This is a genomic window from Nocardiopsis potens DSM 45234, from assembly GCF_000341105.1.
Lineage (GTDB): Bacteria > Actinomycetota > Actinomycetes > Streptosporangiales > Streptosporangiaceae > Nocardiopsis_A > Nocardiopsis_A potens.
Map to the genome: position 1 here is coordinate 185,928 of NZ_ANBB01000027.1, position 20,827 is coordinate 206,754.

Annotated in this window: 18 protein-coding genes; 11 read left to right on the top strand and 7 right to left on the bottom strand. The window is 75.1% G+C overall.

Annotated features, from left to right (window positions below):
* Window positions 1-15: 15 nt before the first annotated feature.
* Window positions 16-789: a siderophore-interacting protein gene (locus tag D459_RS0111250; RefSeq protein ID WP_017593108.1), complete on the top strand. Its 774-nt coding sequence runs from the start codon at window positions 16-18 to the stop codon at window positions 787-789.
* 183 nt (window positions 790-972) lie between these two features.
* On the opposite strand, the gene D459_RS0111255 is transcribed toward D459_RS0111250, so the two are convergent.
* Together D459_RS0111255 and thiD are read right to left on the bottom strand one after the other, a co-directional pair.
* Window positions 973-1,923: a phosphotransferase gene (locus D459_RS0111255; RefSeq protein ID WP_017593109.1), complete on the bottom strand. Its 951-nt coding sequence runs from the start codon at window positions 1,921-1,923 to the stop codon at window positions 973-975.
* A 168-nt stretch (window positions 1,924-2,091) separates the two neighbouring features.
* Window positions 2,092-2,892, bottom strand: a complete 801-nt coding sequence (gene thiD, locus D459_RS0111260) for a bifunctional hydroxymethylpyrimidine kinase/phosphomethylpyrimidine kinase (protein ID WP_017593110.1) — start codon at window positions 2,890-2,892, stop codon at window positions 2,092-2,094.
* Between the two features lie 245 nt (window positions 2,893-3,137).
* On the opposite strand from thiD, the gene D459_RS0111265 reads away from it, so the two are divergent.
* From D459_RS0111265 to D459_RS0111300, 8 genes are all read left to right on the top strand, one after another.
* On the top strand, window positions 3,138-4,178 hold the full coding sequence (locus D459_RS0111265) for an NAD(P)-dependent alcohol dehydrogenase (RefSeq protein WP_017593111.1): 1,041 nt from the start codon (window positions 3,138-3,140) through the stop codon (window positions 4,176-4,178).
* A gap of 378 nt (window positions 4,179-4,556) precedes the next feature.
* Window positions 4,557-5,960 (top strand): xylulokinase, encoded by a 1,404-nt coding sequence (gene xylB / locus D459_RS0111270; RefSeq protein WP_026120286.1) that lies wholly within the window; start codon window positions 4,557-4,559, stop codon window positions 5,958-5,960.
* 1,417 nt (window positions 5,961-7,377) lie between these two features.
* Window positions 7,378-8,694, top strand: coding sequence for an aldose epimerase family protein (locus D459_RS31435; protein ID WP_081620532.1), 1,317 nt, complete (start codon window positions 7,378-7,380; stop codon window positions 8,692-8,694).
* 62 nt (window positions 8,695-8,756) lie between these two features.
* Entirely contained in the window at window positions 8,757-9,524 is a 768-nt protein-coding gene (locus tag D459_RS0111280; RefSeq protein ID WP_026120287.1) for a HipA family kinase, read from the top strand.
* Window positions 9,521-9,934: a DUF3037 domain-containing protein gene (locus tag D459_RS0111285; RefSeq protein ID WP_017593115.1), complete on the top strand. Its 414-nt coding sequence runs from the start codon at window positions 9,521-9,523 to the stop codon at window positions 9,932-9,934. The genes D459_RS0111280 and D459_RS0111285 overlap by 4 nt, the downstream gene beginning before the upstream one ends.
* A gap of 395 nt (window positions 9,935-10,329) precedes the next feature.
* Entirely contained in the window at window positions 10,330-10,767 is a 438-nt protein-coding gene (locus tag D459_RS0111290) for a MarR family winged helix-turn-helix transcriptional regulator (protein WP_017593116.1), read from the top strand.
* A 75-nt stretch (window positions 10,768-10,842) separates the two neighbouring features.
* Window positions 10,843-12,096: an MFS transporter gene (locus D459_RS0111295; RefSeq protein ID WP_152522950.1), complete on the top strand. Its 1,254-nt coding sequence runs from the start codon at window positions 10,843-10,845 to the stop codon at window positions 12,094-12,096.
* Window positions 12,097-12,295: 199 nt separating this feature from the next.
* Window positions 12,296-13,573 (top strand): multidrug effflux MFS transporter, encoded by a 1,278-nt coding sequence (locus tag D459_RS0111300; RefSeq protein WP_017593118.1) that lies wholly within the window; start codon window positions 12,296-12,298, stop codon window positions 13,571-13,573.
* A gap of 82 nt (window positions 13,574-13,655) precedes the next feature.
* Here D459_RS0111300 and D459_RS0111305 read toward each other — a convergent pair whose 3' ends face one another.
* Window positions 13,656-14,690, bottom strand: a complete 1,035-nt coding sequence (locus D459_RS0111305; protein ID WP_017593119.1) for a M14 family zinc carboxypeptidase — start codon at window positions 14,688-14,690, stop codon at window positions 13,656-13,658.
* A gap of 231 nt (window positions 14,691-14,921) precedes the next feature.
* Here D459_RS0111305 and D459_RS0111310 point away from each other — a divergent pair, with 231 nt between their 5' ends.
* The gene (locus D459_RS0111310) at window positions 14,922-16,967 is read left to right on the top strand and encodes an AMP-binding protein (RefSeq protein ID WP_017593120.1); all 2,046 of its coding nucleotides are present in this window, start codon (window positions 14,922-14,924) and stop codon (window positions 16,965-16,967) included.
* A gap of 70 nt (window positions 16,968-17,037) precedes the next feature.
* Here the strand turns inward: D459_RS0111310 and D459_RS34310 are convergent, their stop codons facing one another.
* On the bottom strand, window positions 17,038-17,211 hold the full coding sequence (locus D459_RS34310; RefSeq protein ID WP_017593121.1) for a DUF397 domain-containing protein: 174 nt from the start codon (window positions 17,209-17,211) through the stop codon (window positions 17,038-17,040).
* The gene (locus D459_RS0111320) at window positions 17,204-17,998 is read right to left on the bottom strand and encodes a helix-turn-helix domain-containing protein (RefSeq protein WP_026120289.1); all 795 of its coding nucleotides are present in this window, start codon (window positions 17,996-17,998) and stop codon (window positions 17,204-17,206) included. The genes D459_RS34310 and D459_RS0111320 overlap by 8 nt, the downstream gene beginning before the upstream one ends.
* Before the next feature lie 62 nt (window positions 17,999-18,060).
* Between D459_RS0111320 and D459_RS31440 the strand changes: the two genes are divergently transcribed.
* Window positions 18,061-18,378 carry a hypothetical protein gene (locus tag D459_RS31440; protein ID WP_152522951.1) on the top strand — a complete coding sequence of 106 codons (318 nt, stop codon included), beginning with the start codon at window positions 18,061-18,063 and terminating at the stop codon, window positions 18,376-18,378.
* A gap of 11 nt (window positions 18,379-18,389) precedes the next feature.
* Here D459_RS31440 and D459_RS0111330 read toward each other — a convergent pair whose 3' ends face one another.
* Window positions 18,390-19,037 carry a LuxR C-terminal-related transcriptional regulator gene (locus tag D459_RS0111330; protein WP_017593124.1) on the bottom strand — a complete coding sequence of 216 codons (648 nt, stop codon included), beginning with the start codon at window positions 19,035-19,037 and terminating at the stop codon, window positions 18,390-18,392.
* Window positions 18,989-20,305 (bottom strand): sensor histidine kinase, encoded by a 1,317-nt coding sequence (locus tag D459_RS0111335; protein ID WP_017593125.1) that lies wholly within the window; start codon window positions 20,303-20,305, stop codon window positions 18,989-18,991. The genes D459_RS0111330 and D459_RS0111335 overlap by 49 nt, the downstream gene beginning before the upstream one ends.
* Between the last annotated feature and the right edge of the window lie 522 nt (window positions 20,306-20,827).

Genomic DNA, 20,827 nt, shown 5'->3' on the forward strand with positions numbered 1-20,827 from the left:
GATGGAGGAGAACCGATGAGCACGCAGCGCACCCCCGCGCGCAACCCCCTGGCGCGGGTCTTCGCCGAGCACTTCGCCGAGGGCGAGGTGGCCGGGGTCGAACGGGTCGCCCCGACGATGCTGCGGATCCGCATCGCCTCGCCGGAGCTGGACCGGCTCTCCTGGGAGCCCGGACAGCACGTGCGGATCCAGATCAACGACCCGCTCTCGCTGTACGGGATCGTGCGCCCGAAGGAGACGCTGCGCACCTACACCGTCTGGGAGTTCTCCGCGGCGGACCGCTCCTTCGACGTCCTGGTCCACCTCTACGCGCCCGAGGGGGAGGGCGGGATCGGCCTGGCCTGGGCGCGGGAGGCCGCAGTGGGCGACCGGGTGGTCTTCTGGGGGCCGCGCGGCGACTTCGCGGTGCGGCCGGAGGCCGCGCACCACCTGTTCGTCGGGGAGGAGACGGCGACCGCCGCCTTCTGGCCGATGGTGCGCGCCCTCGGCGGCGGAGCCGAGGTCCGCGCCGTGCTGGAGAGCGAGAGCGAGGAGGACGAGCCGCCGTTCCCGGCCGGGCGCCCCGCGGTCCGGGTGCACCGGAGAGGGGAGCCGGCGGCCCGCTCGCGCACCCTGGTGGACGGACTGGCCGGCCTCGACCTGCCGGAGACCCCCGGGGCGGCCTACGTGGCGGGGGAGGCCCGTACCTGCCAGATGGTCCGCGACCACCTGGTCTCGGTCCGCGGCTGGCCTCGGGAGGACATCCGCACGGTGCCGTTCTGGACCCCGGGCAAGCGCGGGCTGCACTGACGCGAGCCCGGGATGTGCGCGGCGGACCGCAAGGCGCTGCGGTCCGCCGCCGCATCAGGAGGGAAAAGGGGAGAAGTTCGATTTATGAATCTACACGGTAAAGGTCGCGATTTCTAACCCTCTCAAGGAAAAGAAGCACACAGAGCAAGCACGGAAAGAGGGAATAACGACCGGCCCCGACCCTCAGTCGGCCAGGCCGCCGGCGAAGGGCATCGTCCGCCACTGCTCGACGGCCGGCCCCACGAACTCCACCAGCGCGGGCAGCTGCGGTTCGAGGGCGAGGAGGGCGATGGCCCGGATCATCCCCACCGCGTTCACGAAGCCCAGGACGCCCCCGTCCAGCGGGCGCAAGCCGTTGCGCCGCGCGCCCCGGTCGTAGGCGGCCTCCAGGTCCGGGCCGAGGCCGGCCAGGTCCCACTCGACCGGGCCCAGGGTGACCAGCTCGAAGTCGGAGTAGAGGTCGCCCTCCGTCCCGAGGTGGATGTTGGCGGGCGGGGAGTCGCCGTGCACGGGCTGGACCCCGATCCCCGGGAACCTCTCCTCGAACGCCGCGCGCGAGCGGACGAGCGGCTCCAGCACCCGCCACTCGCGGTGCGCGCGGTCCAGGTCGGCCCGGGCGATGAGGTCGGGGCGCCGCTCCAGCAGGGCGAGGTGCTCGGTGACGAACCGGGGCTCGGCCGCGGAGAGGAACGACAGCTCGCCCGGGTAGCCGCGCATCGCGGCGTGCAGGTCGGCGACGCTCTCGGCGTTCGCCGCGTAGTCGGGCTCCCGGTCCGGGTCCTCCTCGGTGAACCGCCAGAACGTCACGGAGAACCCGCCGTGCCGCACGGGCTTCGGGGGCACGAGGGGGCTGGGCGGGATCACCGGGGTCCCCTGGGCGGCGAGCCACCGGGTCACGTCCAGTTCCGCCTGCTGGCGGCGGGCCAGGGAACCGGGGTCCTCGCTCTCCGGCAGCACGACGGGGATCCGGGCCACGACCGGTGCCGGCGCCAGGTGGACGACGACGGAGAAGACATCGTGCAGCACCCGGGCATCGGTCACGGTGAGGCCGAGATCGCGCCCCGTCTGCACGGCGGCGTCGACGGCGGCGGAGGTGCGGCGGGCGATCCGTTCCGGTGTCATGGAGGTGCTCATGGCGCGATCCTCCCACGCCGGAGCGGCCGTCCCGGGGCGATGATCTTGACGTTGCGGGCCTATCAACGCGCGTTGATAGGCCCGCAACGTCAAGATCATCGGAGAGGTAAGGGCGGCGGTCGGGGCGGGACGGGCCCGGTCGCCCCGCCCCCGATCCGGTCCCGCCGATCAGCCCTGCGGGGCGATGGGGACCACCGACGCGAAGGGGGCGTGGGTGGTCAGCCGCCGGGAGATGCCCTCGCGGACCATCCGCTTGGCGGTGGCGGCGGCCTCGCCCACCTCGGCGCCCTTGGCCAGCTCGGCGGTGATCGCGGCGGCGAAGGTGCAGCCCGCGCCGCTCACCCGCTCCCGGCCGATCTTGGGGGCGCGCAGCACGGTGGTGTTCTCGCCGTCGAAGTGGACGTCGACCGCGTCGGGGCCGGGCAGCTCGGTGCCGCCCTTGGCGATCACGTGCCGCGGGCCCAGGGCGTGGATCCGCCGTGCCGCCTCCACCAGGTCGTCCTCGGTGTCGATGCGCTCCATCCCGGCGAGGGTGCGCGCCTCGAAGTGGTTGGGGGTGATCACCGTGGCCAGCGGCAGGATCTGCGAGGTCAGGGCCTTGTCGGTGTCCAGGGCCGCGCCGGGCTCCTGCCCCTTGCAGATCAGGACCGGGTCCAGCACCACGTGCCGCCAGGTCCGGGCGCTCAGGGCCTTGGCGACCACGTCGATGGTGTCGGGGGTGCCGAGCATGCCGATCTTGACGGTGTCGAGGTCGTGGCAGGAGGTGGCGGCCTCGATCTGGTCGGCGATGACGGACGGGTCGACCGGGACGAACCGGTGCGCCCAGCCGTTGCCGGGGTCGAAGGAGACGATGCAGGTGATCGTCCCCATCCCGTAGACGCCGAGTTCCTGGAAGGCCTTGAGGTCGGCTTGGATCCCGGCGCCGCCGGTGGCCTCTGACCCTGCGATCACGTACGCGCGGTTGGTCATCGGACACCAACCTTCCTATGCATGTGTTCCGTTGCCCGTCCCGGGAGCCGCCGCGGGCTCTCCGAGCTGTGGACATTGCATCACAGACCGGGAGGAGTCCGGCCCGCGGGCCGCCCGGGGAGGGGCCGCGGTGGCCGCTCCTTGAAGTTCCGCTGGGGTCGCCGAGGAGCCGGGGCGGGAAGACCGGTTGCCGACGGGCGCGCGGTCCGGCGCCGCGCGGATCCCGACGCGACGGAGGTGGAGCGATGCGTGCCGTGCAGTACCTGGAGGTCGGCCGGGCCCCTGAGGTGGTGGACGTGCCGGTCCCCGAGCCGGGGCCGGGGGAGCTGCTGCTCAGGGTGACGGCGGCGGGGGTGTGCCACTCCGACCTGGCGGTGATGGGGATGGCCGCCGAGGAGCTGCGGTTCCCGCTGCCGCTGACGCTGGGGCACGAGGCCGCGGGCGTGGTGGAGGCGGTCGGGCCGGGGGTCGCCTCGGTGGCGGTGGGCGAGGCGGTGCTGGTGTACGGGCCGTGGGGGTGCGGCCGGTGCCGGGAGTGCTCGCTGGGGCTGGAGAACTACTGCGCCCGCGCCGACGAGCTGGGCATCTTCCCGCCGGGGCTGGGGCGGCCGGGGGCGCTGGCCGAGTACATGGTGGTCGACGACGCGCGGCACGTGGTCCCGCTGGGGGACCTGGACCCGGTGCGGACGGTCCCGCTGACCGACGCCGGGCTGACCCCCTACCACGTGATCCGGCGCTCGGCGGAGCGGCTGTACCCGGGCAGCACGGCGGTGGTCATCGGCGTGGGCGGACTGGGGCACGTGGCGGTGCAGCTGCTGCGGGCGGTGACCGGCGCGGAGGTGGTGGCGCTGGACGTGCGGGAGGAGAGCCTGGAGCTGGCGAAGAGGAGCGGCGCGCACCACGTGCTCCGCTCCGACGAGGGCGCGGTGCGTGAGGTGCGCGCGCTGACCGGCGGCGCCGGGGCGCAGGCGGTGCTCGACTTCGTGGGCGCCCAGCCGACGGTGGAGCTGGGCGCGCGGATGCTGGCCAAGGACGCCGGTCTGGACGTGGTGGGCATCGGCGGCGGGGCGCTGCCTGTGGGCTTCGGCGCGGTGCCGTACGGGACGAGCGTGCGGACCACCTACTGGGGCGGCCGCTCGGAGCTGCTGGAGCTGGTGGACCTGGCCCGGCAGGGCGCGGTGGGGGTGCACGTGGAGCGCTACCCGCTGGAGCGCGGGCCGGAGGTGTACGAGCGGATGAAGGCGGGCCTGATCCAGGGCCGTGCGGTGGTGGTCCCGGCCGGCTGAGCGGCCGGGGGAGTCCGCGGGGCGGGCCTCGGCCGCGGGCAGAGGGGGCGGGCGGAGGGGGCGGGCGGAGACGGAGGCGGGGCGGGGGCGCGGCGGTGTGTCGCGCGGCGGGTCGAGGCCGTGCCGGAGGGCGGCGGCACGGGTCCGCCGGTCGGCGGCGCGGCCGCAGGCGGGGGAGCGGGGGAGACGCGCTCCCCGCTGGAGGCGGCCGGGGCGGCGATGAGGCTCCGGGGGCGGCGTCGCCGGCGGCCCAGGCTGGGCGTTCCGGGCGGGTGTTGACCGGGGTCGTACGGGGTGGGAAGACTGGCCCGCGGTGGGCGGTGTGTCCGGTCGGCCCCCCTGCCCCCTCGTTCTCCGGTTTCCCCTCGGGAGGTTCCCATGCGGCTTGTTGCGGGTGTCGACTCCTCGACCCAGTCGACCAAGATCGTCGTGCGCCGGGCGGAGGACGGTGTGCTGGTGCGCAGTGCGCGGGCGCCGCACCCGGAGGGGGTCGAGGTCGATCCGGAGGCGTGGTGGCGTGCGCTGGAGGAGGCGGCCTCGGGCGGGCTGATGGACGGGGTGGAGGCGGTCGCGGTCGCCGCCCAGCAGCACGGGATGGTCGCGCTGGACGAGTCGGGGAAGGTGGTGCGGCCGGCGCTGCTGTGGAACGACACGCGCTCGGCGGGGGCCGCCGCCGACCTGGTGGCGGAGCTGGGCGGGCCCGAGGCGTGGGTGCGCGCGGTGGGCAGCGTGCCGGTGGGCAGCTTCACCGTGTCCAAGCTGCGGTGGCTGGCCGAGCACGAGCCGGCGGCGGCGGAGCGGACGGCGTCGGTGGTGCTGCCGCACGACTGGCTGACGTGGCGGCTGACCGGGGGCGCGGAGCCGGTGACCGACCGGGGTGACGCCTCGGGGACGGGGTACTACTCGGCGGCGGACGGCGCCTACCGGCGGGACTTGCTGCGGGCGGCGTTCGGCCGGGAGGCCGGGGTGCCGCGGGTGGCGGCGCCGGGGGAGGCGCTGGAGTGCGCTCCGGGCGGGGCGTGGCCGGATCTGCGGGTGGCGGGCGTGGGCACCGGCGACAACATGGGGGCGGCGCTGGGGCTGGGGATCGGCCCGGGCGACGTGGTGGTGTCGGTGGGCACGTCGGGGACGGCGTTCGCGTCGGTGGGGGCGCCGGTGGCCGACCCGGGCGGGGCGGTGGCGGGGTTCGCCGACGCGGCCGGGGGGTTCCTGCCGCTGGTGTGCACGCTGAACGCGGCGCGGGTGCTGGACGCGGGGGCGTCGGCGCTGGGGGTGGGGCAGGAGGAGTTCGACCGGTTGGCGCTGTCGGCGCCGGCGGGGGCCGAGGGGCTGGTGCTCCTGCCGTATCTGGAGGGGGAGCGCACCCCGAACCTGCCGGAGGCGCGGGGGCGGCTGGACGGCGTCGCGGTGGGCAACCTGACGCCGGCCAACCTGGCGCGGGCGTTCACGGAGGGGATGCTGTGCGGGCTGGCGGACGCGGTGGACGCGCTGGCGGCCAACGGGGTGCCAGTGGAGCGGGTGCTGCTGATCGGCGGGGGCGCGCGCTCGGAGGCGGTGCGCTCGATCGCGCCGCAGGTGTTCGGCCGCCCGGTGGCGGTGCCGGCGGAGAGCCAGTACGTGGCGGACGGGGCGGCGCTGCAGGCGGCGTGGGCGCTGTCGGGTGCGGCGGAGCCGCCGGTGTGGGGCGCAGCGGGCGGCGCCGAGGTCCGCACGGGGGAGCCGGTGCCGTGGGTACGCGAACGCTACGCCGAGGTCCGGGCAGGCCTGGAGGGTTCGGCTTAACGCCCGAGCCGTCGCCGGGCCCCGCTTCCCTGCCTTGACCGCCCCACGGGGCCGGGGTCCAGACGGGCGGCGAGGGCGGGAGGGAGGCGTGCCGGCCGGCCGGTCGGGTGCGGCGCTTCGCGGAGCGAGGGTTCAAGCGGACGGCGACGGTGGAGGTGGGGGCGGGGCGGAGGTGGCCGCCCGGGCGCGGCACCCCACGGAGTACAGGTTCAAGCGGGCGGCGAGGGCGGGGAGGGGGACCGGCCGGTCGGTCGGGCGCGGCACCCCACGGAGCGAAGGTCAAGACGAGTGGCGACGGCAACGGTAGGGCCGGGGCGAAGGTGTTCGCCCGAGTGCGGCGCCCCACGGGGCGGAGGTTCAAGCGGGCGGCGACGGCGGGAGGGGGACCGGCTGGTCGGTCGGGCGCGGCACCCCACGGGGTGACGGCTCAAGCGGGCGGCGACGGCACAGGCAGGGACGGGGCCAAGGCGGTCGCCCGGGCGCGGCACCCCACGGAGCGAAGGTCAAGACGGGGGGCGACGGCAACGGTAGGGACGGGGCGCAGGCGTCGCCCGAGTGCGGCGCCTCACGGGGCGAAGGTTCAAGCGGGCGGCGAAGGCGGGAAGGGGTGAGCGCCGCGTTCACCGGCCCGGCGCGGCGCGTGCTCCCGGCGGGAGGGGCGGCGCCCCGGCGAAGGTGGGGGTGGGCCCGCCTGCCCAGGCCCGCCAGGGGACCTTATCCCTATATGCCCGGTTCGCGGCGAGGGGCGGGCGCAGGCGGGGGCGCCCTGCGCACCGCGAGAGCACCCCGATTACATCTACCAGCGAGTAGCAAGCCCCCAGGCCCCCACCACCCCCTCGCCGATCACCCAGAGTGGCCAAGGCGGGTCCTCCCCGCAGGGCAAATACGACATCTCGCCCCCGCGCCGCCCCTGCCCGGGTTCCGGCCCCCTGCATCCCGGCCTTCCGGGCGGCTCGAACCCCCGAACACCGGCCCGAACGGCCCCAATCGGGCCGCCAAGGGGCCGATCCGGGCCGGGATGCGCGCCCGGGAATCACCGGGGTGCTCTCGCGGTGCGCAGGGCACCCCACCCAACCATCACCCTGCGTATTCACCCAGGTCAGGGAGGTGCGGTGGTTTCCCGGCAGCCGGCCCCGGCGCCCGAGGCGACGCGGGCACGGCCACCCCGCCACCTGCCCCCCACCCCTGCCGCCCCGTCCCGCTCTGCCGCACCCGACCGACCAGCCGGCACGCCCTCCCGCCCTCGCCGCCCGCTTGAACCCCCGCCCCGCGAGACGCCGCACCCGGGCGACCGCCCCCGCCCCGCCCCTACCGCTGCCGTCGCCGCCGGCATGAACCCTCACCCCGTGGGGCGCCGCGCCCGACCGACCGGCCGGCACGCCCTCCCGCCCTTGCCACCCGCTTGAACCCCCGCCCCATGGGCGCCGAACTCGACCGACCGGCCGGTCCCCTCCTCGCCGTCGCTGCCTGCTTGAGCCTGCACTCTGCGGGGCGCCGCGCCCGACCGACCAGCCGGTCCCCTGCCCGCCTTCGCCGCCTGCTTGAACCCCCGCCCTGCGAGACGCCGTGCCCGGGCGCGGCGCCCCCGTCCTCCTTCCCCCCTCCCCCCTGCGGTGATCTTGGAGGTGCGGTCGTCGGCAGGGGTAGGGTTTCGGGCGCCCGGCGCCGGTCGGGTCGGTTGTGGGAGGGGTGGTCATCGGTGCGGGTGTTCGGGCGGGGTCCCGGTGGTGCGGAGGTCCGGGTGTTCGACCTGGACGACGGGCGGGGGATGCGCGCCCGGGTGACGGACCTGGGGGCGGCGCTGGTGGGGCTGGACGTCCCCGACGCCTCGGGGCGGACGGCCGACGTGGTGCTGGGCTTCGACTCGGCGGAGGAGTACGCCGGGGAGGCCAACCCGCACATGGGGGCGACGGTGGGCCGGGTGGCCAACCGGGTCTCGGGGGCGGCGTTCGAGCTGGACGGGGCGGAGCACCGGCTGACCGCCAACGAGCCGCCCAACCACCTGCACGGCGGGGGCGCGGGCCGGCTGGGCCTGCTGGTGTGGCGGGCGGTCGCCGCGGACGCGGGGTCGGTGGTGCTGGAGTGCGAGTCGCCGGCGGGCTCGGAGGGGTACCCCGGGCGGCTGCGGGTGCGGGCGGCCTACCGGCTGGGCGGGGGCGCGCTGGAGGTGTCCTACCGGGCGGAGTCCGACGCGGCGACGCCGGTGAACCTGACCAACCACGCCTACTTCGACCTCGCCGGCGCGGGAGAGGAGGGCGGGGTGCTCGGCCACCGGCTGCGAGTGGAGGCCGACCGGTACACCCCGGTGGGGGAGGGCATGCTGCCGACCGGGCGGGTGGAGCCCGTGGAGGGCCCGCTGGACCTGCGCGCGGGGCGGCGGATCGGGGACGGCGTCGCGGAGCTGGCGGCCGACCCGGTGGTCGCCGGCTACGACCACAACTTCGTGCTGCGCGGGGGCGGCGGGGTGCGGACCGCGGCGGTGCTGTCCGACCCGGCGTCGGGGCGGGTGATGGAGCTGGAGACCGACCAGCCGTGCCTGCAGGTGTACTCGGGCAACCGGGTGCCCCGGGGGCTGGCGGGCAAGGGCGGGCGGGTCTACGGCCCGCGGGGGTCGGTCTGCCTGGAGCCGCAGGGCTACCCGGACGCGCCGAACCGGCCGGAGTTCCCGGGGGCGGTGCTGCGCCCGGGGGAGGTGTACGAGCGGACCATCCGGTACCGGTTCCGGGCCGGGTGAGGACGGGGCGGGCGAGGAGCGGGCATGGCGAGGACGGGGGCGGCCGGCCCCGGGGCGGCCGTATCCTTGCCGACGTGCTGAGAGAAGTGGCGGGGACGCGTTATGTCCTGCCGTTGCGTGAGGGCGGTTCGCTGCCGGGCCTGGTCGAGGCCGACGACGACGGCATGTACGTGGTGAAGTTCGTGGGCGCCGGCCAGGGCCGCAAGGCGCTGGTGGCCGAGGTGGTCGCCGGTGAGCTGGGGCGGCGCCTGGGGCTGCCGGTGCCCGAGCTGGTGCTGCTGGAGTTCGACGCGGTGATCGGGCGCGGCGAGCCGGACGAGGAGGTCCAGGAGCTGCTGAAGGCCAGCGGAGGGGTGAACCTGGGCATGGACTTCCTGCCGGGGGCGCTGGGGTTCGACCCGCTGGTGTGCGAGGCGGATCCGGGGTTCGCGGGCCGGGTGGTGTGGTTCGACGCCTTCACCGGGAACGTGGACCGGACCTGGCGCAACCCGAACATGCTGGTGTGGCACCGGGAGCCGTACCTGATCGACCACGGGGCGACGCTGATCTTCCACCACAACTGGTCCGGGGCGGCGGGGGCGGTGCGCCGCGGCTACGACGCCTCCGACCACGTGCTGGCGGGGTTCGCCCCGGACCTGGCGGGGGCCGACGCGGAGCTGGCGCCCCGGGTGGACGAGGCGCTGCTGCGCGAGGTGGTGGCGCTGGTGCCGGACGCGTGGCTGGACGGCGAGCCGGGGTTCGGCTCGGCGGACGAGGTCCGCGAGGCCTACGTGGAGCACTTGGCGGCGCGTGCGGCGGACCGCGTCTGGCTGCCGGAGGTGGCCGCATGAGCACGGTCGGGACGGGCGCCGCGGGCGGGGCCGGGCGCAGGGTGTACGAGTACGCGCTGGTGCGGGTGGTCCCGCGGATCGAGCGGGGCGAGCTGGTCAACGCGGGGGTGATCGTGTACTGCCAGGCGGCGGGGTTCCTGGCGGCGCGGTGCGCCCTGGACGAGGGGCGGCTGCTGGCGCTGGACCCGGGCGCGGACGTGGCGGGTGTGCGCCGTGCCCTGGAGGCGGTGGAGATGGTGTGCCGGGGCGGCGCGGAGGCGGGCCCGGCGCGGGAGGAGCCGGCGGGGCGCCGGTTCCGCTGGCTGACGGCGCCGCGGAGCACGATCGTGCAGCCGGGCCCGATCCACTCGGGGCTGACCGCCGACCCGGTGGCGGAGCTGGACCGGTTGGCGTCGGACCTGGTGTCCTGATCCGGGACCGCCGGTGGCGGTGGCGGCCCGTCCCTCCGGGGGCGGGCCGCCCGCGTGTTCCCGGGGCGGGCGGTCTCCCGGTGGGGCGGGGCCGGGCCCGGGCGCGGGCCGTCAGTTCGGGGCGTGGGGGGCCGCCGCCCGGGTCTTGTGCCGCGCCCGCGCCGAGGCGGGGCGCGGCGGGGCGCGGCGGCGGTTTTCGGCGGTGGGTCCGGGCGGGGCGGGCGCGGCCCCGGTGTCCGGTTCTCTCGCCGGTGCCGGCGATCCGACGCGGGCGGGCCCTGCCCGCGCTCTCCGCAGGGCGGGCGCCGGGGCGTGCGGCCCTCCGGCGGCGGCTGCGGGGTGAGGTGGACCACGCCCACTTGATTAGTTAGCCTACCTAAGTTTATAGTGGCCGGGTGAACTCCGGTACCGGCGACCTGCCGCACGACCTCGCCGCCGTTCTGCGCGAACTCGTCCTGCTCACCCGCAGGGCCACCGCCCACATGGCGGTCTCCTCCCAGCAGCTGGGCGTGCTCGGCTCGCTGGCCGGCGGGCCGCGGCGGGTCAGCGCGCTGGCCGAGGAGCACGGGGTGCGCACCCCCACCATGACCGGGATGCTCACCCGCCTGGAGCAGGCCGGCGCGGTGCTGCGCCGGCCCGACGCCGAGGACGCCCGCGCGGTGGCCGTCGAGCTCACCGGGCACGGCCGCGAGCTGCTGGCCCGGGGCCGCGCCGCCCGGGAGGAGTTCCTGGCCCGCTGCCTGGACGAGGTGGACGAGGCCGACCGCGAGGCGGTACGGGCCGCCCTGCCGGCGCTGGCCCGGCTGTGCGCCCGCGCGCCGCAGGAGCGGTGACCCGCCGCAGCGGCGGCGGGCGAACGATCCGCGTCTCCGCGAGGAGACCCGACGAGTGGAGGTCTGGGGACATCCATGTCCACGACTGATTTACCGCCGAGCACCGCCACCGGCTCTGCCGCCGGTGTCGGCCCCGCCGCCGGCGCGGCGGCCGGGCAGGGGAAGGCGTCCAGCCCGTGGCGCCAGCCGATGTCGGTGTGGGCGACGGCGTTCGCCGCCGTGGTCGCCTTCATGGGCATCGGCCTGGTCGACCCGATCCTGCCCTCCATCGCCGAGGGCCTGGACGCCTCGCCGAGCCAGGTGTCGCTCCTGTTCACCAGCTACTTCCTGGTGACCGCGGTGGCGATGCTGATCACCGGGTTCATCTCCAGCCGGATCGGCGGCAAGGCCACGCTGCTGCTGGGCCTGGCCCTGGTGGTGGTCTTCGCCGCGCTGTCCGGGACCTCCGGGTCGGTGGGCGAGCTGATCGGCTTCCGCGCCGGGTGGGGGCTGGGCAACGCGCTGTTCGTGGCCACCGCGCTGGCGGTGATCGTCGGCGCGGCGGTCGGCGGCATGGAGTCGGCGATCGTGCTGTACGAGGCGGCGCTGGGCGTGGGCATCGCCTCCGGGCCGCTGGTCGGCGCGGTGCTGGGCGACTGGCACTGGCGGGCGCCGTTCTTCGGCACCGCGGTGCTGATGGCGGTCGGCTTCCTGCTGATCACCACGCTGCTCAAGGCGCCGCCGAAGCCGGCCGCCAAGACCCGGCTGAGCGACCCGCTGCGCGCGCTGGCCCACGGCGGGCTGTCCACCACCGCGGTCACCGCGCTCTTCTACAACTTCGCCTTCTTCACGGTGCTGGCCTTCACCCCGTTCGTGCTGGGCATGAGCCCCTACGGGATCGGGTCGATCTTCTTCGCCTGGGGCGTGCTGGTCGCGGTCTCCTCGGTGTTCGCCGCGCCGCGGCTGCAGCACCGGCTGGGGTCGGTGCGCACCCTGCACCTGTCGCTGGGGACGCTGCTGGTGCTGATGCTGGCCATCGCGGTGTCGGTGCTGGCCTCGGCGCAGCCCGGGGTGATCGCGGCGGTGGTGCTGACCGGCGTGCCGATCGGGATGAACAACACGGTGTTCACCGAGGCGGCGATGGAGGTCTCGGACGCGCCGCGCCCGGTGGCCTCGGCCGGCTACAACTTCGTGCGCTGGATGGGCGGCGCACTGGCGCCGTTCATCGCGACCAAGCTCGGCGAGGAGGCCGGCCCGGAGCTGCCCTACCTGCTGGGCGCGGCGTGCTGCCTGGTCGGCATGGGGGTGCTGGTGCTGCGCCGGCACCACCTGGGGGCCCTGAAGGGCTGACCCGGCTCGGAGCGGGCCCCGGCGGCGACGGCCGCCGGGGCTCTGGTGCGTCCGGGTGGAGTGCGTCACTCTTCGGGGAGGAACCGGAGATTCCCCGTCATCGGGGGATGGGATCTCTGCGGGAATGCGTTGGACACCTTCGGCGCCGCTCGCGCGAGCCCGCCCCGTCCCCTGTCCCCGCCCCCGAGAGGAGCCCGGCGTGTCCCGAACGAGCCCGCCCGACCCGGTCGCGTCCCCCGCGCCCGCCGCCCCGGCCCCCGTGCAGGCCGGCCCGCGCCGGACCGCGGTCCTGGTGCTGGTCCTGGCCACCCTGACCGCGACCGGGCCGCTGGCCACCGACCTCTACCTGCCGGCGTTCCCGCAGATCGCCGCCGACCTGGGCGCCCCGGAGGCGCAGATCCAGCTGACGCTGACCGCGATCATGCTGGGCCTGGCCCTGGGCCAGCTGGTCATCGGCCCGATGAGCGACGCGTGGGGGCGCCGCCGCCCGCTGCTGGTCGGCGTCGCGGTGTTCACCCTGGTCTCGGTGGCCTGCATCTTCGCGCCCAACGCGGGCGTGCTGGTGGTGCTCCGCTTCATCCAGGGGATGGCCGGGGCGGCCGGCGCGGTGATCTCCCGGGCGGTGGTGCGCGACCTGTTCACCGGGGACGAGGCGGCCCGGTTCTTCTCCCGGCTGATGCTGATCACCGGGCTGGCGCCGATGCTCGGCCCGATCCTCGGCGGCCAGCTGCTGCTGGTGGGGCCCTGGCAGCTGAGCTTCGCGGTGCTGGCCGGGGTGTCGGCGCTGTCGTTCGCCGCGGCCTTCTTCGGGCTGCCGGAGAGCCTGCCGGCCGACCGGCGCAGCCCGCTGCGCCCGGGGACGCTGGGGGCGACGGTGTGGCGGCTGCTGCGCGACGCCCGGTTCATCGGCCCGGTGCTCACCCTGGGGCTGTCCTTCGGCGCGATGTTCACCTACATCGGGTCCTTCTCCACGGTGTCGCAGTCGGACGCGTTCGGCGCCAGCGCCCAGCAGTTCAGCCTGGTGTTCGCGGTGAACACCCTGGGCATCATGATCGGCACCCAGGTCAACGCCCGGCTGATCGGGCGGCTGGAGACCTCGCGGCGGCTGCTGGTGGGCCTGGTGGTGGCCGGGACCGCCATCGCCGCGCTGGCCGGGATGGCGGCCGCCGGGGTGTCGGGGACCGCCGGGCTGTACGCGCTGACCGGGGTCTTCTTCACCATGATGTTCGGGATGGGGTTCGTGTTCCCCAACGCGACCACCCTGGCGCTGTCCAGCCAGCCGGCGTCGGTGGCCGGGACCGCCTCGGCGCTGATGGGGTCGCTGCAGTTCGTGCTGGGCGGCGGGCTGTCCGCGCTGGCCGGGCTGACCGCTTCCGGCCAGGCCAGCCTGGCCAGCATGGCGGTGGTGATGGCGGCGGGCCTGGCGGCCGGGGCGACCGCGTTCGCGCTGTCCCGGCGGAGCGCCGCGGCCGGCTGAGGCCCGGGCCCGGGCCCGGGGACGGCGGCGGGCGGTGGTGCGCGCCGCGGCGCGCACCACCGCCCGCCGTGCGCGGGGCGGATCAGTCCAGGTCGTCGCCGCCGGCGTGCAGCGGCCGGGCCTCCGCGGAGGGCACCGGGTCGCCGCGCTCGGGCAGCTCGTCGGCGAGGCCGGGGTCGATCTCGAACAGGGAGCCGTCGGCGGCGGCCGCGGCGGTGGCGTACATGGAGTCGTAGGCCGAGGCGATCTGGGCCTGCTCCCACTCGGGGCCGGTGGCGCTCAGCTCGACCAGGACGCTGCCGCTGCCCAGCAGCCCGTAGGCGTTGCGGGAGATGCCCTGGTAGTCGCCGCCCGGGTAGAGGCTGACGTTGGCCTCGTCGTAGGACTCGCCCATCGCCTCGGCGGAGGCCACCACGGCCTGCCGGGACAGGTCGACGGACTCGGAGCCGACGCCGGGGTGGGTGGGCCACAGCACCGAGGCGGTGATCTCCTCGCCGTCGTCGTCGACGTAGCGGCCCTGCATGTGGTAGTCGACCACCAGGTCGGGGGCGGTCCGGTCGTACAGGCGGCGGACGGCGGCCGACTCGGGGACGGGGTTGTCCTCCGGGGCGACCTGCGGGTCGTGGTAGCGGTTGGGGTCGTAGCCCTTGCCGGGCTCGCCGTACTCGGGGTCGGCGCCGGGGTCGTAGTTGTACCGCCAGTCGCGCTCGTGGCCGTCGGGGTTGGCGCGGACCACGATGTCGATGGTGACGGCGCGCAGGATGGCCCGGTTCTCCGGGGTGCGCTTGACGCCCAGGTCCTCCAGCAGCTTCAGCGCGGCCGGGGTGCCCAGGGGCTCGTTGCCGTGCTGCTGGGTGACGTACATCAGCCGCAGCGGCCCCTCGCCGACGGAGGCCCCGAAGATCGGCCGGCCCTCGTTGGTGGTGCCGACGGTGTCCACGTCGACCCGGCCGCGGCTCTTGAACTCGATGGCCTTGAGGTGCCGGGTGAGCTCCTCGGTGCTGGGGCGGGGGTCGGCGGGGCGGCCGTGCGGGGCGTCCGCGGCGGCGGGGAGGGGCTGGGCGGCGAGAAGGGGGAAAACGGCCAGGGGGATGAGGAAACGCCACTTTCGTTTCATAAAGGCGCATTGTGCACGGAGTTCTCGGGCGTGCACAAGGGGTGGCCGCCGCGCGCCGCGGACCGCCGCCGCGGCCCCGTACCGAACCCCGTTCCGTGACGGAGCGTGCCGAAGCCTGCACCCGGGTTGACGGAGGGTGCGGGCGGGGGCACAGTGGGCAGGATTCGACGCGCGTTACCGGGTGGAGAACCCCGGTGTGCGGACGTATGACCAGGAAAGGGCCGGGAGGAAATGGGGCAGAGGTCCGCTTGGGAGGGGACGCTGGACGCGGGGTCGCTGCGCGGCCTGGCCGACATCCTCTACCGCAACGCCGAGGACGGCCCCGGCGCCGAGGTCGCTGCGCGGCGCGACGCCGAGGGCGCCTGGGAGCGGGTGACGGCGGCGCGGATGCTCAACGACGTCACCGCGCTCGCCAAGGGGCTCATCGGCACCGGCGTGGACGCCGGCGACCGGGTCGTCATCGTCGGCGGCGCCGACTACGACCAGCTGCTGATGCACTTCGCGGTCTGGGCGGTGCGGGCGGTCGCGGTCCCGCTGCCGGCCAACTGCTCCCAGGCGCGGCTGCTGCACGTGGTGCGCGACTGCCGCCCGGCGGCGGTGGTGCTGGGCGACGGCCGGCTGGCCGCGGCCGCCTCCGCGGCGTCCCGGGACATCCCCGACCTGAGCCGGGTGTGGCGGCTGGACGGCCCCGAGGGGCTGGAGGCGGTCTCCCGCCCCGGCGCCTACATGGACTCCTCGGCGGTCCGGTTCCGCCTGGAGGAGACCACCGCGGCCGACCCCGCGGTCATCGCCTACCCCGCCGGGACCGACGTGCGCCGGCCCGGCGCGGTGCTCAGCCACGGCGACCGGCTGGCCGCGGCCCGCGCCCTGGCCGACCGGCTGCTGCCGGCGCTGCGCGGGGCCGGCGCGGGCTCGGCCGGCGCCCTGGTGCACCTGCGGCTGTCGGACTCCGCCGGGCAGGCCGCGGTGGCGGCGTGCATGCTGGCGCGGGTGCGCGTGGGCGTGGTGGACCCGGCCGAGAAGCTGGTGGAGCAGGCCCGGGCGTTCCGGCCCGCGGTACTGGTGGCCGCGGCGGACGCCATCGAGGAGGTGTACGCCGCCGAGGAGCGGCGGGCCCGGCAGAGCGGCTGGGACAGCAACAGCGCCTTCGGCGCGGCCGCCGAGATCGCCGCGGAGTACGACCGGGGCGGCCGCAAGGGCGCCTGGAAGCGGGTCTCCATGGCCATGTACGACTGGATGTACAGCCGGTTCCGGGAGGCCTACGGCGGGCGGCTGCGGCTGGCGGTGGCCCTGGGCGGCCGGGTGCCGGCCACACTGGACCACTTCTACAACGGCGCCGGGGTGCCGCTGGTGCAGGTGTTCGGCAGCACCGAGGCCGGCGGCGCGCTCACCGCGGGCGCGCTCGGCGCGCGCCGCGCCGGGACGCACGGCACCGCGCTGGAGGGCGTCGAACTGCGGGTGGGGCCCGGCGGGGAGCTGTTCGCGCACGGCCCGGGGGTCTTCCCCGGGTACTGGAACGCCCAGGCGGCCGGGGAGACGGCGTTCCGGGACGGCTGGCTGGCCACCGGGTACACCGGCGAGATCGACGATGACGGCTACGTCACGGTGACCGGGCGGCTGCGGGTGCAGGCCTGCGCGGACCCGGCGCCGAGGCGCGCGGCGGTGCCGCAGCCGCCGCCGGAGCGGCCGGCGCAGGGCGGCGGGGGCGAGCCCGCCCCGGCCGCGGCGCCCGCGCGGCCGGCCGCCGAGCTTCCCCCCGCCCCGCAGGGGCCCCCGGCCGCGCCCGAGCAGCATGCGGTGGAGCAGGCCCGCCCGGCGGCGGCCGCGCTGCCCGCCGCCGCGCCCGCGGCGCCGGCGCCCACCGACCCCGAGGAGATCGTGGCCGGCCTGGAGCGGAGGATCAGCGCGCACTCCCTGGTCGGCCAGGTGATGGTGATCGGCCGCGGGCGGCCCTACTGCACCGCGCTGGTCACCCTGGCCGCGGACCAGCTGGAGTACTGGCGGCTGGTGAACAACCGGCCGCTGAACGCCTCCCCGGAGGAGATCGCGGCCGACCCGGACCTGCTCCGCGAGATCGAGTACGCGGTCGGCGAGGCCAACACGACGGTCCCGGCGCCGCTGGCGGTGCGCGCCTTCCACGTACTGGCCGAGGAGTTCACCCCGCAGAGCGGCCTGCTGCTCCCGGACGGGTCGCTCCGCCGCGACGCGGTGCTGCGCGCCTTCGCCGAGGAGATCGAGGGCCTGTACCGCTCGGTCGAACCGGGCCGCCAGGGCTGACGGACGCACGGAAAAGGCCGCCCCGCCGCACGTGCGGCGGGGCGGCCTTTTCCGTGCGTCCCGTGCGGTCTCAGCCCCGGAGGGAGGCCAGCAGGGCCACCCATGCTTCTCGGGAGAGGGCGACGGGCGGCTGACCGGGGTTCCGGGAGTCCCTGATGGAGACAACGGGGCCCTTGAGGGAGGCTTCGACGCAGTCGCCGCGAACCTGGCTGCGGGACGACTTGCGCCACGTTTCGTCAAGCATCGATTCGTTCCTTGATCATTTGAATGGACCGCCGTGGATCAGCCGCCCAGGCGGCGAGTTCAGCGAAGACGGCGGCCAGCCGCCGGATGTCGGCAGGATCGTCGACCGCGCTACCGCCGGTGACGCTTTCCGCGTACGCCGACGGCCCCCGGTCGGAATAGCTCAGTACCCGGAAACCGGAGACCGCCACACCGATCGCGGAACCGCAGTCGTCGGGGAGAACCTGAATTCTCACGGCTCCTGATTCCGAGAGGGTGACGAGGCGGTCCAACTGTTCGCGCATGATCCTGGAGTCGCCGACCGTGGTCCGAAGAACGCTTTCGGGGAAGACGAACCGAAGGTCGGGGCCGCGTTCCAGGAGGACGCCCAACCGTTCGGCCCGGATTTTGACGCGCTTGGCGAGTTCCCAGTCGCTGATACCGGGTTCGCCGTCACGGAAGAGGACCGCGGAATAGTCGGTCGTCTGCAGCAGGCCGGGGACGACCGCAGGAGAGTAGGTCCGGATTTCCGTGGCGCGCTCTTCTGCTTTCGTGATCTGGGAATGCCAGTCGGGTAGACGCGCCCGCTGTATGCACTCGCCCCAGATGGTCACGAGTTCCCCGCTGGCCCCCAATTCCCTGTCGAGCGCCTCGGCCGTTTCCCGTTTCGTTCCCCGAGATCCGGTCTCGATTTTGGAGAGCATGGAAGCGCCGACCGCCACTCGAGGAGCGAGCAGGGACACGGTGAGGCCGGCGGACTCCCGGCGCCGCCGCACCTCGGATCCGAACCGTGTCCATGTTCCGTCCATGTGACGATGATAGGACTCATGCGGACCCTGGTGGACAGTGCTGGACAGTCAGGGAAAGGTTCTTGCAGGATGTTCTTGCAGGCAGAGACCTTTTTTCCATGGACTCACGCCACGTCATCCTGGACATGCTCAAGACCCGCTACGGGGACCGGTGGAATATCCGGGCGACCCCGAACATGTGGATAGCATCTGCCCGCAAATCGGAGACCAGGGCCGCCCCTACCGTCATCGCTCTGTCCCTGGACGAACTCATCGAAGAACTCGAGTCTCCCCCTAAAAGGGTGGGAAAGGGGCTCCACCCGCTCCTGGAACGACTCGGGTGGGAGCGGATCGGCACCGCCTGGAGGTCCCCTGACGGGGGCGGGGACCTCCTGGCGTGAACTGTGCGCCCTCAGCGGTTGTTCAAGTACGCCAGCACCGCCAGCACTCGGCGGCTGTCGTCGTTGGACGGCGGCAGGTCCAGCTTGGTGAAGATGTTGTTGATGTGCTTGCTGACCGCCTTGTCGGTAATGAACAGCCGGGAGGCGATGGCGGTGTTGGACCGCCCCTCCGCCATCTCTCCCAGGACCTCGCGCTCGCGCGGGGTGAGCGACGCCAGCGGGCCGTCGTCGGCCCGCTTGGCCAGCAGCTGGGAGATGACCGCCGGGTCCATCGCGGTGCCGCCGGCCGCCACCCGGCGGACCGCGTCGATGAACTGGCCGACGTCGAACACCCGGTCCTTGAGCAGGTAGCCGACCGCCCCCCGGTCGTCGGAGAGCAGCTCGCGCGCGTAAAGCTGCTCCACGTGCTGGGAGAGCACCAGCACCGGCAGCCCGGGAACGCTGCCGCGCGCCTGGATGGCGGCCTGCAGCCCCTCGTCGGTGAAGGTCGGGGGCAGGCGCACGTCCACCACGGCCACGTCCGGGCGGTGCTCCAGCAGGGCGTCGCGCAGCTCGGGGCCGCTCTCCACCGCGGCGACCACGGTGAAGTCGTGGCCTTCCAGCAGCCTGATCAGGCCTTCTCTGAGGAGGGCGAGGTCTTCGGCGATGACAACGCGCACGGCAGCTCCATGGTGACGATGGTCGGCCCGCCCGTCGGGCTGACGACGCTCATCGTCCCATCGAAGGCGGCGAGCCTGCGCCGGATGCCCTGCAGGCCGGTGCCTCCGGAGAAATCGGCCCCGCCGCGGCCGTCGTCGCCGACCAGGATGACCATCCGGTCGCGCCCGTAGTTGATGCGCACCCACGCGCGCCCCGCCCCGGAGTGCTTGACGGCGTTGGTGAGCACCTCCACCACCGCGAAGTAGGCCGCCGACTCCACCGGGTCGGCGGGCCGCCCGGGCAGGTCGATGTCGACCTCTATCGGCAGCCGCTGGGAGATCGCCAGCGCCCGCACCGCGCCGTCCAGCCCGCGCTCCACCAGCACCGGCGGGTGGATGCCGCGGACCAGGTCGCGCAGCTCGGTCAGGGCCTCCCTGGTGGTCTCCCGGGCCTCGGCGAGCATCCGCTGGGCCGTCTCGGGGTCGCGGGCGAGCATCTCCTCGGCCATGCCCAGGCTCATGCCGAGGGCCACCAGCCGGGCCTGCGCGCCGTCGTGCAGGTCGCGCTCGATCCGGCGCACCTCGGAGGCCTGGGCGTCGATGGTGTCCGCGCGGGAGGTGGCCAGCTGGGCGACGCGCGCGGTCAGCCGCTCCTTCTCGGTGGGGGCCAGCAGCCAGCGGCCCAGCTTGGCGTAGCCGCGCACCATCGCCGCCCCGTAGAACCAGAACAGCGCCAGGAGCGCGGCGGCGGGGATCAGGGGGAGCAGGGCGGTGAGCTGATCGTCGAAGAACTCCAGGCCGAACAGCGGCGCGACCCGCCACAGCCCCAGGGCGTGCAGGACGAGGTAGACGACGTCGAACATCAGCAGCGCGGGCAGGGCGCCCAGCGCCACCCCGACGGTGCCGTTGAGCAGCAGCCAGGCCAGGTCGCGCCAGATGGCGGTGGAGGACAGCGTGGTGCGGATCCGCTGGGAGAGCGACATGTCGCGCCAGGCCACGTGGCCGGTGGCGCGCAACCGCTTGAGCAGCCCGTCCTGCGGGCCGTAGGGGGTGGGGATCGGGCCTTCGTCGAGGAACCGGCCCAGGGTGCGGCGGTAGGTGTCGGCCAGGCCCCGGATCAGGGGGCTGAGCATCACCGCGATGGGCAGGCCGATCCAGATGGAGGAGAGCCCCAGCGCGATCGCGAACAGCCCGGTCAGCAGCAGGCCGGTGGCGGCGAGCGGGATGAACAGCAGCGACCAGGCCAGCAGGGCCGTGCGTCTGGCGGTCGGGTGGTCGGTGCTGGGCATCTTCGTCGCTTTCTACGGTCGCCGGGCCGGGGCGGTGCGCCGCACCGCCCTCCCCCAATTGTGGCCCGGCGCGAGGGCCGGGGCAGTGGTGCCAGGTCCCCTAAGGTCCGTTCCCCTTCCTACTCGATGATCTTGACGTTGCGGTCCTGCCAGAGCGCCTTGTCGTCAAGTGGCCGTTGCAACGAGGAAGAGGAAGAGGGACTCGAGGAGGGGCGAGGGACAGGAGGGGCGGCCGGTCGGGTGCGGCGCCTCGCGGAGTGCAGGTTCAAGCAGCGGCGACGGCAGCGGTGGGGGCGGGGCGGAGGCGGTCGCCCGGGCGCGGTGCCCCGCAGAGTGCAGGCTCAAGCAGGCAGCGACGGCGAGGAGGGGACCGGCCAGTCGGTCGAGTTCGGCGCCCATGGGGCCGGGGTTCAGGCGGGCAGCGAGGGCAGGCAGGGGGACCGGCCGGTCGGTCGGGCGCGGCGCCCCGCGAAGCGAAGGTCAAGACGGGCGGCGACGGCAGCGGTAGGGGCGGGGCGGGGG